This is a genomic window from Streptomyces sp. NPDC022910, assembly GCF_055561075.1.
In genome coordinates this window covers 1-12,457 of the sequence record NZ_JBVHHL010000105.1, presented here as the reverse complement: position 1 = coordinate 12,457, position 12,457 = coordinate 1, and the positions used below count along the sequence as shown (strand labels likewise).

The window sequence follows — 12,457 nt, the reverse complement described above, 5'->3', positions numbered from 1 at the left end:
ACCCCGACGACATGACCACGGATCCTGCCGCACCCACCCGCGACCTGTCACATCGTCAGGAGCCATGCAGGTCACCGACCTTCTGAATGCTTACCCTTGATCACGGACACCTGGAGACTGGGACATGAGATTCCAGAGGGAGTAGTGCCAGGTGGGAAGCAAGAGCAACCCCCCGCAACAGGCGGTACTGTCGGCGACGGGTGAAATGGGGTTCTGGATCACTTTTGGTGCAGGTGTGACGGACGGTCACCGCCGCGTCGTTTCCGGCACGCGGGTCAGCGGGCGAGGAGGATGCGCTTGCGCAGGAGGTCCACGCCGGCCCGGCCGAACATCTGCCTCTTGAGCATCTTGGTCCGGTTCACCTGCCCCTCCACCGCGCCCGAACTGAACGGCAACGTCAACCCCGCCGTCACCGCCCCAAGATCAGACCTGATCCCCACCACAAACGACCGCAACTCCGGCAAGTCGGCGGAGTCGGCCTCATTGAGCCACTCGGCCAGGTGGTGGCCCGCACGGTCGCGCATCATCTCCGCGAAGGAGCGGACGTGTTCGGCGGCAGTGCTGAGCTGGGGACACCGGGCGAGGATGTTCTTGATCTTGAGATTGTCCTCCGAGGTCAGGCTGTCGGGGTGCTTGGTGATCCAGCCGGTCACCTCGCGCACCGAGGGCGGCTTGGACGCGCGGCCGGCCGGATCCAGCCCGGATCGAAGTGGGCGCAGGTACTCGCGGACAATCGTGCACTGGCCTCCGAAGCCGGCGGACTTGTCTCCTCGAATAGTGTCCGGGCGTTGGTGCAGCCCTCCTGCCAGCGCTGATGCAGGTAGGGCTTGAAGGGGTCCAGGACGCTGGAGCGCCCCTGCCACTTGCCCGTGCTGAGCTCCTCGGCGGTGGCTGCGTGGGCAAATCTGCGCACGGTGCTGCGGGACAGGCCCAGCTCCTGGGCGATCGCCCGCTGACTGCGTCCCTGGCCGAGCAGGTCGTGGACTGCCCGGTGGCGATCACGGGTGCGGTCCGCGTACCGGTGGGCCGACCGCATCGCCTTGCCGGCCTCAGCGGTCTTCTCCAGCTCGGCGACCTCGGCTGTTGAGGCCGCCTCCGTGGGGGCTTGGGCGGGTTCGCGCAGATGGGAGGAGTGGCGGGTGACGCACTTGCCGACGGCTTCGCAGAGGTTGTGCCACAAGTGCCACCTGCCGGCGGCCTGGACCGCAGCGGGTGCTCCGAGTCGGGAGCCCTCGGCGTAGGCACTGGCGCGGTCACGGCAGATGACCTCGATCCCGGGATGGGCCTTCAGCCACGGGGTTAGGGTGGCGGCGTCGCGTTCGGGCAGCAGGTCGAGGACCTGGTGGGTCTCGGCGTCGATGACGACGGTTCCGTAGACATGGCCTTTGCTTATCTCGAGCTGATCGCTTGTGCAGGGCTGTGACCTGCTCTGTCTCGTCGAGGACGGTGTCGTTGACGAGACCGAGCTGTTGTTCGTGGGTGGCGTCAGCAGGGGCCGATCGTGACGGAAGTGTGTCGTGGTGCGGTCGGTTCGTCGAGGACGGGGAGGCCAGCGGCTCGGAGTTGCCCGAGTGCGTGGGCGAGTTGGCGGCGGAGCCGCTGGTTGTCCTCGGTGAGGTCGCGGTTGCGGGCCAGGGCGATCTCCAGTCGTTGGGCGAGCGAGGCGTCGCTGCCGCGTTGTCGAGCGGGCGCCTGCGTCGGCAGCGGGCGGCGGTCGAGGGCTCGCAGCCGTTCGATCTCGGCTCGGAGGTCGGGCTGGGTGTAGAGCCAGGACCGGGAGACCTCCGCGGCCCGCGCGACGGCTTCGAAGGTCACCGGGGCGCCGGCGATGTCGAGTTCGCGGAGGGCTCTGACGGTCTTGGCGCGGGTCAGCTCGTGGCGCCGGCGGGCCGAGACCGCGAGGTGGGAGCTGTTGTCAGCCCGCATCGGAACCCACCTCCTGTGTCGGGTCGTTGTCCTGGTCGAGTGCGGTGATGATGCGGTCGAGGTTGCCGAGAACGTGCTGGTTCATCTCGACGAGCCGCTGCTGGCCCCGTGCCTCGGCGGCCGTGACGATCTGGAGAACCTCCTTGCGTTGCCGCCGGTGTTGAGGCAGGAACTCCGGGGTCGTGATGAACATCGGGCAGGTCAGGCAGGCGTTCGCATGCGGACAGGTCTTGATCACCGGCAGACCGCAGTAGCCGTTGGGCAGGGCCTGGGTGGCGCGGCCGACGCGCTGCTTGGCCCAAGCGGCCTCGGCGAGCGGACCATCGGGGTCGAGCGTGACTCTCTCACCGTTGATGTCGACCTTGCGGGCCTTCTCCCAGTGGCGGCGGACGGTGGTGTCGTGCAGCCGGGCGTAGTGGGCGGTCATCTCGTGCGAGTCGTGGTCGAGGATCTTGCGTACGACTTCTTGTGGGACGTCTTGGTTGATCAGCCGGGTGCCCAGGGTGTGGCGCCACTGGTGCGGGGTCAGGTGGACGGGGCGGCCGTGCTCGTCGCGGACGTCGCAGCGTTCCAGCCAGGGCGTGAGGACCTGGCGGTAGGTGCCGCCGTTCATCGGCTCGGTGCCGTGGACGTTCTTCAGCTTCCTGGGGAAGAGCACCGGGATGCCGGACGGCCAGCGTTCGAGAAGCCGTTGCTGCTGGTCGCGGATGTCCTGCTGGAGTTCTTCGTCGATCGGGACGAGGGCCTCTGGGCCATGACGTGCTCGGCCAGGGCCCGGGGCAGGCGCTTGGTCTCGCGCGGGACGTCCTCGGTGAACAGCACCGCGTCCGTGGGCAAGGTCGTGTCCCAGCGGTGACGGCGGATGTCGGTGAGGAAGATGCCGAGTTGGCCGATGATCCGCTGGTGGTGGTGTGTGCTGCCGCCCAGGCCGTGCAGCTCGGCGAGGTAGCGTTCCAGCACTGCCCGGTTGACCTTCGCCAGGCCGGTGATGCCGAGTTCGGGGCGGGCGAGGAAGGCAGCGAAGCGGGTGACGGACGCGAGTCCGGCCCCGACGGTGCCGAGGCTGAGTCCGCAGGTCAGGCGCCATCGCGTCCAGCGTTTGGCGAGCTCTTTGAGCCAGGGCTGTTCGATCGCGGTGAAGTGCAGGTGGGCCAGGGTGCCGGTGATGCCGAGGTTGCGCAGGCGCCAGACGTCTCGGGGGAATTCGACGTCCCAGCCGGCGCCGTAGTACAGGTTCTCCACCTCTCGGCGGGCGTAGGCGAGGAAGGCGCTGGACGCCTTGCGGGCGCCGGGGGCCGTCCGCAGCCGCTCACGCCAGAGCTCATCCGGCCACTCCAGCAGGGAGTTCATGCCGGTGGCGGCCAGGACGTTGATCGAGTGCCGGGCCAGCTTGGGTGTGAGACGGGCCTGTTGTTCGTCGCGGCGCTGTTGCAGGACGTACTGCATCTCCAGCCGCAGCCGCGGCGGCAGACACAGGAACGCGATCATCTCGCAGTGGTGCGGGGCAGAGTCGAGCGCCGCCGCGAACTCCTCGATGTCCGGGCGGCCTGCCACCCGCCACCGTTCGGCGTGCGACACACACAGCGGAGCGTAGGCAGTGGACCACAGCTCGCAGCCCGCAATCCGGCACTGGCCGTGAGGCGCCGGAGTGGTGACCGGCCGCCGGAAGGACAGCCAGGCTGTGACCTCGGGCCGGCCCGCCTGGTGCCACTGGCGTACGTGTGCGACGCAGAGGCCGGTGCTGTTCCTGCCGTATCCGCAGCCCTCGACCCGGCAGGCCGGCAGCACGCCGTGCCCGCGTAGCGAGGCAGACGTCTGAGCGGCGAACTCGCCCTTGTCCGGGCGGCCTTGGTTGTTCCAGCGCTGGTAGTGCCCCTCGCACAGATCGTGCAGCCGGGCCGCCCGCCGACAGGCGCTGACCTGGCAGGGGATGCCGCCGAAGACCGGGTCGGACGGTTCGATGAACCAGATGTCGGCCCGCGATTCGGGACGGACCGCCGCCATCAGCTTCTCCCGCAGACCACCCGGGTAGTTCCGGGCCGCTTCCTCGGTGCTCGAGGCGTCGGCCTGGCCTCCGGTCACAGGATGACCTCCCGCCCGATGAACCAGCCGGCTTCTTCCAGCGTGCGGCGGGCGTCCTCGACGGTCAGGTGTCCGTAGACGTCGAGCGTGGTGGTGATGTCGGCGTGCCCGAGGATCTTGGAGACCACCTCGATGGGCACCCCGTCGCGCAGCATCCTGGTCGCCGCCCCGTGCCTGAACCAGTGCGGGTCGAAGTCGATCCCGGTCACGCGGCGCACTCGTCGGACCAGATCGTAGACGGCGGCGTAGGACAAGGGTCGGCCGTGCGGGTGAGCGAAGAGGTTGACGAAAACATAGTCGGAGTCGAGGTCTCCGTACTCGCTGTGCAGGTAATCGGCATACAGACGCACCAGCTCGGCGCTGACAGGGATTTGGCGGGGCTGGCGAGACTTGGTGCGGGCGCCGTTGTCGTTCAGGCGCGGGACGACGGACAGCTCCCGTTCGGCTGCACCGATGTCCTCGTGGCGCAGTCCGAGCGCCTCGCCGATCCGCACCCCGCTCTCGTGCAGCACCGCGAACAGGAACCGGTCGCGCAGCCGGGTGCATGCATCCAGCACGGCCTGGGCCTCCACCGCGGTCAGCACCCGAGGCAGCTTCTTCGGTGCCTTCAGGCTGATCGTGCGGCGGGCGACCGGACCGCCCTTGCTGACATGGTGCAAGAACGGCTTCCACGAACCGCGATGCCGGCGGGCCGGCTGCCACGTGATCAGCAGTTCGCCCAGGTCGTCGCCGTGCCGGGCAGCGTGCTGGTAGAACGCGGAGAGTGCCGAGAGCTTCCGGTTCACCGTCGACTCCGTGCAGTGCGCTTCGACCGACGGCAGCACCGTCACGTTGCCGCCGCGGGACTGGGGTGGCCGGCGTAGCCAGGCCACGAACCCGCCGAGGTCCTCCAGCCGCACCTCACGCCAGTCCAGATCCTGCTGGGCCAGGAAGCCGAAATAATCCTTGAGGTCGTGCGCGTACGCCTTCACCGTGTTCGGCGACCGCTCGATGTCGGTCAGGTACGACAGATACCGCTCGATCGGCGCCACCGGTACGTCGTCGTCGCCCAAGACCGTCCACGATTCCTGCCGCATCATCGGCGACACGACACGCTGAACCAGCATGTTCCCTCCCGGAGTTCCGTGTGCTGGACGGCCGCAGATAACCACGTCCACCACGACGAGCACCGGGGCTCACAGTGTCGTGCACAACATCAAGGACGCCCTTCGGGCGGCTCGAGATAACTTTGCGCAGGGCGAAGTCGTCGACTCCCAGCACGCGGGGCGTGGATATCTGCGGGTCGGGCAATGCCCGGATCAGTCGCAGCAGGGTGGAGCAGCTGACCGAGGTGTCGAGCGCTTCGGCCAGCCGTGCCCCGGCCCTGCCCGCGAGCATCAGCGCGATGGCCTGCAGGTTCGCGTGCAGGCGGGTACTTCGGCGACCGTAGCGGAAAGTCAGTCCGTCGACCTGCTCGACAAAGACCGTACGCGGGCACCAGACCGTCGCACAGCGGAACCGCCGAACCCGCAGCCGCAGGACGACACGGCGACCACCCACCGCCGTGTCCGTAAGATGACGCTCGTAGCCGCTGTGGACCCGCAGCGACAGCGCGCCACAGACCGGACACCCCGCTCCGGTCGCACAGGCCCGTGCCACCACCCGCACTCGGGTGTTCACGAGTGGGGCTGACGTGCGGCGGGCTGCCGCCGGTGGAGATCATTTCCCGTGAGCGGAAAGATCATTTCCCGCGTGTAGCGCGAGCGGCACCTGTAGACGCAAGCGTCCCGGGAGGGCACGGCGCATGCGATCTGAAGCCGCACGCCAGCGATGCAGGCGTTGGGGTGGTTCAGGGAAGGAGTCCGTACAGCAACTCCACGGCCCTGTGCAGTACCTCACTGTCGGCTGCCAAGACTGTCAATGCCGCGAGTACGGGTCGGAGGATTCCACGGTTTCGTGGTTCTGGGGGAGTCTGTGCGGCCTCGGCAGGGCACCGGACCTTGTCGAGCAGGTGCCGCCGCTCCGGCTCGACTTGGTCCAAGCCAGCCTGGTCCGGCATGGCCTGCTCCAACGTCTTCAGAGCATCCGCCATGTCCGGGCTGCCATGCTGGACTCCGCACGAGATTCGAAGCTCGGGCGCTGCTTGTCCGGATGCCTCGGCGTCGTCCGGGACAGCCTCATCACAGGATGTCGCACAGGACATCAAGAGGTTGGATCCGTCAACACAGCCAAAGACGACTAGAAAGTATTTACTCGGCACTGCTTTTCCCCCAAAGCTCGGCGCATCTTTTCCCTCAAAGCCGGTCACTATTTCCCCCAGAACGTAGGAAAACTCTTCTCCCGGGAGGGAAAAGAGTCTGGATTAAGTGGAAAGTATTTACTTGTGGATTATTGGTCGGCTTTTCAAATTCTGCTCCAGTCAGGGCGCCGGGCGGAGACGGCCCGGTATCCGCATGGCGCTTCCGAGGGTAGCTGTTCGGGGGGCTTCCTGTGCTCTTTTCGTGAGATGAAGTGACAGGAACAGATGTCCTGGCCGTTCCCCGGCGCCGGGGTGTGGCGTCGCCGGGGAACGGGTCCTCGTCTGCTGGTGCGGTTGGTGGCGGTTCAGTGTGCTCCGGGCCTGGAGGCCATCTCCAGGTTGGATTCGATCGCTCTGACCTGTGCGGTGAGGTATTCGGCCCAGGTGCTGTGGGGGAAGAGCTGGAGGTGGGGGCCGAGGGTGCCGGTGAGCATGCGGCGGAACTGGGTGAGTCTTTCGCTGATCCAGGCTCGTTCCCAGTTCTCCAGTTCGGTCTCGTCGGCGCAGAAGTGGTAGTCGCGTTCGCGGGTCCACAGGAGGGGCGGCCATTCGTTCTGCGCGCAGATGTTTTTGAGGGCGGCGATCGCGCGGCGGGTCTGCCAGCGGCTGAGTCCGCATGTTGCGGCGAGTTCGAGCAGGGGCATGCCGGCGGGCGCGGAGCGGAGCAGAGCGGTGCGGACAAGGTCTGCGTGGCGCTCCGCGGTCGGGGAGCGCTTGTCCACGGTTACTCACCCCGCAGGAGGCGGGCGAGTTCGTCGTCGACGTCGACCTTGCCCGTGTCGACGGCGGTTTCGATCCAGTCGAGGGTGGCGCGGACCTTGGCGATGTTCTGGTGGACGATGGTGCGTTCGTCGTCGGCAAGGGTGCGGTCGCGCAGGCCGGGGACGGTGCGGCCGGCGGCTGCGATGAAGGCGTGGCAGGCGGTGACGAGGTCGAGGAACTCGGTGGTGCGGTCGATGTGCCGCACGGCGGGGGCGACGGGGCTGGTGCGTTCGAAGTGCTCGCGGGCCTGCTTGCCGCGTTCGACCTGGGCGTGGTTGACCTGGGAGCGGGCGGTGTCGTCGCCCATGGCCTTGAAGGCGATGTCCGGCCGGCGCAGCAGGTTGGTCGCCGTGGTCGTGGCGACCGTCTCGTCGCGGGTGAACTCCTCGACCATCCGGGCCTTGTTCTCCGGGGAGACTTTGGCCGCGACCTGCGGGCGCTTGAGGAAGTCGGTCGTCACCGTCGCGGCGACTTCCTCGTCGCGGGCCAGGTGGTGGATCTCGGTGATCTTCTCCTGCGGGGTTTCCGGGGTCTCGACCTTCCAGCCGACCCGCCGCCTGGCGTCGTCGGGCAGCCACCGGGTCTTGCCTTCAGGTGGCGTCCTGACCGCGGCGAACCTCTCCTCTTCGTCCTCGATCCTCGCGAGGATGCGGTGGATCGTGAACGAGACACCCTCCTGGCGGTGTTCCTTCGGCCAGTGCGCCGCGGTGGACCTGGTGTTCTTCACCGTACTGAACGTCACCCCGATGTCTGCGGCCAGTCGCAGCAGGGACTGCTTGACCGTCCATTCCATGTCGACGATGCCGCCGCGGGACCTCATGGGCTCGATCTCCAGGGCTCGGTCGCCGATCGTGAAGGAGCCCTGGCTCTGCTGTTCGACGACCTGCCGGAGCTCGGCGACGATCTGTTCGTAGCGGGACTGGCTGACGTTTCCGACCTTCTCGGTCTCCTCGGTCATGGCACATCACCACTGACTGCGGGCCGGGGCACGGCACTTGGGGCCGTGACGGGACAGGACCCGCTTCCTCAGCCGAGAATCGGGCCACGAGTCAAGAGATCACAATAAGTAGCCGCAAAGAGATTGATTGCGGCGAAATCCAGGCAAGAAGCGTCACAAATAAGGCTCTTGCGGACAGATAACGGCCTGTTGCGGTCGGTTGGGGTCGCTAGCGGCCACCTTCTGTGATCATGCCATGCCTGCTTCTACGGTGGCCCCGAGGTCCCGGTCCGTCCGGGGCTCCGAAAGGCATCGGCGGGTACTGCGAGCGGGAGGCAGACGATGACGATACCGCCGTGGTCCGCGCGTCTGGACCATGAAGAGTCGGTGGTGCGCGGGGAGTTGGCGGCTCTGCGGGAGAAGGCCGCGGTGCTGGAGGAGCGGCTCGCGCGTCTGACGATCACCCGGGAGACGCTGGCGTCGCTGATGGGCGACGGACGTGCAGGTGCTGCCGGCGGGGCGCTTTACCCGATGCCGGTCCCAGGTCCCGCGCCCCAGACCGGTATGGCTAGTGACGAACCGGCCCCGACGCCGGGCCCGTTGGATCTGGAAGTGGCGCGGGAGCGGATTCTGGTGCTGCTGGCGGGCGCTCACCAGGCGTTGAAGGTGCAGGACATCGGGGAGGCGATCGGTGAGCATCCGGACCGGGTGGAGACGACGCGTTCGCGGCTGAAGAAGCTGGCGAAGGAGGGGCTGGTGGCGGAGGTGTCCCCGGCCTGGTTCGCCATCACGCCCGCCCCCCGGGAACACGCCGGCGACGGCGGGGAGGTGCCCGGAACAGCCTGAACAGGAAAGCCGGGGAGGGCCGCCGTTGGCGCGGTCCGTGTCCTGGCCGCGGTGGCACCGCCGAGGGATCAGCTCGGCGGCGCCGGTTGCGTGAGGTCCCAGCAGAAGGGCGGCTCGCGCCTTTCGAGCGTATGCCTCGTGGGGGCCGCTCGGAGGGCCGAGCCGCGAAATCGCCATGCCCGGTCGCCACGCGGGCGGATTCGGGCGTGAATCGAGGCTCAATGTGTCCTCTTACAGTCACCAACCGTCGACGGCGGCCACAGCCCGGCGCGGGTGAAGGCGGCGAGCCGGGCGACGGTCGCGACATCGGGCCAGGAGCGTCCGGCGATCAGGTCAGCGATGACCTGCCGGTTGACGCCGGACCCGTCGGCGGCGGCCCGCAGGCTCAGGCCTCGTTCCTCCAGCACGGCGGCGAGGGCGCGGGCGATGTGGCGGACGGCCTCGGAGGCCGGGTCGGCACTCGGCTGTTCGGGCCAGGTTTCCGGATCACGGGTGTGCTGCCTCGGGGGGCGTGCGCGGGCGCGTCCGCCGACCATGTGCGCACCGTCCTGTCCATAGAAGTCGATCAGTCATGGAATGGCTGTTTGTCCAGCCGGTATGCATGGACCGTGGAGCTTGATCCGGACACGTCGGCGAAGATCACCCGTTACCGGCCGAAGGACGCGCCGCCGGTCTGGGACGAGGTCGCCCCGGTGGTGCGCAGTGTCGTCGCCGCGACGGTCAGCGCGGTCCCCTACGACGTGGAGCGGCTGCTGCACGTGACCGGCGCTCTGGCGTTGTGGGCGGTGGGCACGGGTTTGGGGCGGGAGCCGGACGTGTGGCTGCGCAACGAGGTCATCGACGCGTTCGTCCTCTCCCGGGCGGGCACGATCGGGGCATCGACGATCCGCACCTACCGGACGTGGCTGCTGCGGGTGCGCGACGCGCTGGCGTTCAGCGAGCGCGGGGAAGCCGCTCCGGCCCGGCTGCACGCCCGCCCGAACCCCCACCAGCCCTACACACAGAGCGAGTTGGCCGCATTCAGACACTGGGCACAGCACCTTGCCCGCCAGCAGCGCACCGACGGGCTGGCCCTGCTGGGGCTCGGGGCCGGCTGCGGGCTCACCCCGAAGGAGGTGGCGGCCAGCCGGGGCACGCATCTGCGCCGGCTCGGGCGGAACGGTCCCCTGCTGCACACAGGCGTCGAGCGGGTCGTCCCGCTGGTGGCCCGCGCCGTCTGGGACCCAATTCTGGGTGAGCTGGCGGACGCGGCAGGCGGCAACTACCTGTTCCGGCCCCGGCGGACCGCCGCCTACGCCAAGAACCTGATCGGCTCCTGGTCTCTGCTGCACCGCCCGCCCGGCCACCTGCCGGGCCTGTCGGCGGGGCGGCTGCGGGCGACGTGGATCGTGGAGCTGATGGCCGCCCGCATCGACCACGACCTGATCGCCAAGGCGGCCGGGCTCGCCTCGGCCGCCTCGCTCGCCCGCTACCAGCACCACGTCCCCCCGCTCGACGACGCCACCGCGATCCGACTGCTGCACGGGAGCGGCCCGTGAGCGTCCCGGACGCCTGGCGGAACACGGACAAGGCGCGACACTGCCGCCCCCGGCCTCTCACCGACGCCCCGCCGGTGATCCCGGACTCGAAGGTCGGCCAGCTCGACACACTGCTGCACGACTCGGGCATCCTGCCTCTGATCGACCAGGAGCTTGAGGGCCGCCCCGGCCCGGACGGCCTCCCGGTGCGCACCGTGCTGGTGGGCCTGCTGCTGGCCCTGCACTACGGCCGCGGCGCGAACCTCGCCGACGCCTTCCGGATCCTGGCCGACCACCTGCGGCCCACCGCCCGCTCCTGGCTCGGCGTTCCCGATCTCACCGGCGCCGACCCACACGCCCGGCTCGCATTCTCCCGCCGCATCTACCGCGCCTTCGACCGGCTGACCACCGTCCTGGACCCACACCGCTGCGAGCGCCGCCGGCGCCTGCCCGCCGCCGAGGCCGCCGTCATCGCCGCGTCCTGGGAGGACGACGATCCCGAACACGTCCGCCGCCGGGCCCTGCTCCAGGAGATCAGCGACCGCCTGGTCCTGGTCACGGTCCGACTCGCCCACCGGCGCGGCCTGTTCACCGGCTGGCCCGGCGACATCGGCGCCGACACCACCCCGATCCCGTCCTGGCACCACCCGCCCAGCCGCCGCCGCGAACTCGCCTCCGTCGACCTCACCGCGGGCTGGCACTACTGCGGCGGCGCCGAAGAAGGCATCTTCGGGCACTCCGCCACCCTCCTCGTCGCCGCCAGCCGGCGTCACCCCGACGGCGCCCGGCAGGCCGGTGAGCGCGTCAGCCGTCACCCTCAGCTCGCCCTCGGTCTGGTCCTGGACACCCCCGGCAAACGCGTCGGCCCGAACGCCGTGCACGCCCTGACCCGGCTCGCCGCCCACGGCCTCGGCCTGCCGACCGGGCTGCTGGCCGCCGACCGCGCCTACACCGACCAGCTTCCCGCCCACTTCGCCATGCCCGCCCGCCGCCTGGGCTACCAGCTCGTCCTCGACTACAAACAGGAACACCGCGGCCTGCAGGGCTCCACCGCCTCCGGCGCTCTCCTCGTCGACGGCTCCCTCGCCTGCCCCGCGATGCCCGACGCCCTCGTCCACGCCACCACGAACCTGGACGACAAAGCCGTACGCGAAGTCGGCGACGACGAACCGCTCACCCAACTGATCGCGGCCCGCACCCCGTTCTTCCTCAAGCGCAAACAGAACCCCGACCCGCACGGCACGGTCCGCCTGCAATGCCCGGCCGCCGGGCCCTCGCCCGCCGTCTCCTGCGCCCGCTTCCACCAGGTCCACCAGACCGCCGCCGCCCGGCCGGTCACCGTCGACCTCACCAACCCGCGCGCCACCACAGCGCACACCGCGGCCAAACCCACCGTCCCCATCCCCGCGGCCGAACGGCTGCGACCACGGCCTCCGGAACAGCTGCCGAAGATCTGCCAACGGCCCACGGTCACCGTCCGCCCCGGCGGCCTCGGGAAGATCGACAAGTTCCGCCAGGACCGCCACTACCTCCAGCCGTCCTGGCAGGACGCCTACCGGCCCGCCCGGGCCAACATTGAGGGACTGAACGGCAGAGCAAAGTCCCATGGCGTCAACATCGCCGACCCAGCCCGACGGCTCGCCCACGGCCGCGTCGCCCAGACCATCCTGCTCGCCCTGATGATCCTCACGATCAACCTCGACATCCTGCACAGCTGGACACAGACCAACACACTCGTCGCCGACAACGAGTTCACCGAGGAAAACACCGGGAGCGACGGACAACGGCGACCCATCACGTCGGCCTCCGGGATTCCACCACCCGTCGGCACCCGAACCACCGCAACAACCTGACACCCCTGCACCACGACCCGAGCTTCGGGCTGCCCCGCGACGGCCACGCCCCGTCTCCCGCACCGAATCATCACCGCTCCCCAGGCGAAACCCCGACCCAGCAGCCACCCGTGACGCCCCGCGCATTCGGACACCACATCGAACACACCCCGGAAACGCCGAAGTGAGGTGCCCCGAAGTTTCCGGACAGGGACCCAATAGGATCTCTACGTAAGGAAACGAGAGGCAAGACGTGGCACCACCCAGTAAGTACTCG

General features: G+C 69.0%; 10 protein-coding genes and 2 pseudogenes. 3 read left to right on the top strand and 9 right to left on the bottom strand.

What is annotated here, in order from left to right; genetic code table 11:
- Window positions 1-275: 275 nt before the first annotated feature.
- The 8 genes and pseudogenes from ACZ3TS_RS41265 to ACZ3TS_RS41230 form a co-directional block, all read right to left on the bottom strand.
- Window positions 276-1,405: pseudogene (locus ACZ3TS_RS41265) on the bottom strand (ISL3 family transposase); the annotation flags it as partial.
- Between the two features lie 80 nt (window positions 1,406-1,485).
- Window positions 1,486-1,926 carry a DUF6262 family protein gene (locus ACZ3TS_RS41260; protein ID WP_467627911.1) on the bottom strand — a complete coding sequence of 147 codons (441 nt, stop codon included), beginning with the start codon at window positions 1,924-1,926 and terminating at the stop codon, window positions 1,486-1,488.
- Window positions 1,916-2,635 carry a tyrosine-type recombinase/integrase gene (locus ACZ3TS_RS41255; protein WP_467627914.1) on the bottom strand — a complete coding sequence of 240 codons (720 nt, stop codon included), beginning with the start codon at window positions 2,633-2,635 and terminating at the stop codon, window positions 1,916-1,918. The genes ACZ3TS_RS41260 and ACZ3TS_RS41255 overlap by 11 nt, the downstream gene beginning before the upstream one ends.
- Window positions 2,563-4,008 (bottom strand): hypothetical protein, encoded by a 1,446-nt coding sequence (locus tag ACZ3TS_RS41250; protein WP_467627917.1) that lies wholly within the window; start codon window positions 4,006-4,008, stop codon window positions 2,563-2,565. The genes ACZ3TS_RS41255 and ACZ3TS_RS41250 overlap by 73 nt, the downstream gene beginning before the upstream one ends.
- Window positions 4,005-5,114 (bottom strand): site-specific integrase, encoded by a 1,110-nt coding sequence (locus ACZ3TS_RS41245; protein ID WP_467627909.1) that lies wholly within the window; start codon window positions 5,112-5,114, stop codon window positions 4,005-4,007. Before ACZ3TS_RS41245 ends, ACZ3TS_RS41250 begins: the two co-directional genes overlap by 4 nt.
- Before the next feature lie 391 nt (window positions 5,115-5,505).
- Window positions 5,506-5,646 (bottom strand): annotated as a pseudogene (locus ACZ3TS_RS41240) (transposase family protein); the annotation flags it as partial.
- Between the two features lie 945 nt (window positions 5,647-6,591).
- Window positions 6,592-7,008, bottom strand: a complete 417-nt coding sequence (locus tag ACZ3TS_RS41235) for a RacP protein (protein ID WP_467627907.1) — start codon at window positions 7,006-7,008, stop codon at window positions 6,592-6,594.
- 2 nt (window positions 7,009-7,010) lie between these two features.
- Window positions 7,011-8,006: a DUF6192 family protein gene (locus ACZ3TS_RS41230; protein ID WP_467627905.1), complete on the bottom strand. Its 996-nt coding sequence runs from the start codon at window positions 8,004-8,006 to the stop codon at window positions 7,011-7,013.
- A 321-nt stretch (window positions 8,007-8,327) separates the two neighbouring features.
- On the opposite strand from ACZ3TS_RS41230, the gene ACZ3TS_RS41225 reads away from it, so the two are divergent.
- Window positions 8,328-8,831, top strand: a complete 504-nt coding sequence (locus ACZ3TS_RS41225) for a hypothetical protein (RefSeq protein ID WP_467627903.1) — start codon at window positions 8,328-8,330, stop codon at window positions 8,829-8,831.
- 218 nt (window positions 8,832-9,049) lie between these two features.
- Here the strand turns inward: ACZ3TS_RS41225 and ACZ3TS_RS41220 are convergent, their stop codons facing one another.
- Entirely contained in the window at window positions 9,050-9,367 is a 318-nt protein-coding gene (locus ACZ3TS_RS41220; RefSeq protein WP_467627900.1) for a helix-turn-helix domain-containing protein, read from the bottom strand.
- Window positions 9,368-9,439: 72 nt separating this feature from the next.
- On the opposite strand from ACZ3TS_RS41220, the gene ACZ3TS_RS41215 reads away from it, so the two are divergent.
- On the top strand, window positions 9,440-10,369 hold the full coding sequence (locus tag ACZ3TS_RS41215; protein ID WP_467627897.1) for a hypothetical protein: 930 nt from the start codon (window positions 9,440-9,442) through the stop codon (window positions 10,367-10,369).
- Complete coding sequence (locus ACZ3TS_RS41210; protein WP_467627895.1) at window positions 10,366-12,201, top strand: hypothetical protein; 1,836 nt, start codon at window positions 10,366-10,368, stop codon at window positions 12,199-12,201. The genes ACZ3TS_RS41215 and ACZ3TS_RS41210 overlap by 4 nt, the downstream gene beginning before the upstream one ends.
- Window positions 12,202-12,457: the final 256 nt, after the last annotated feature.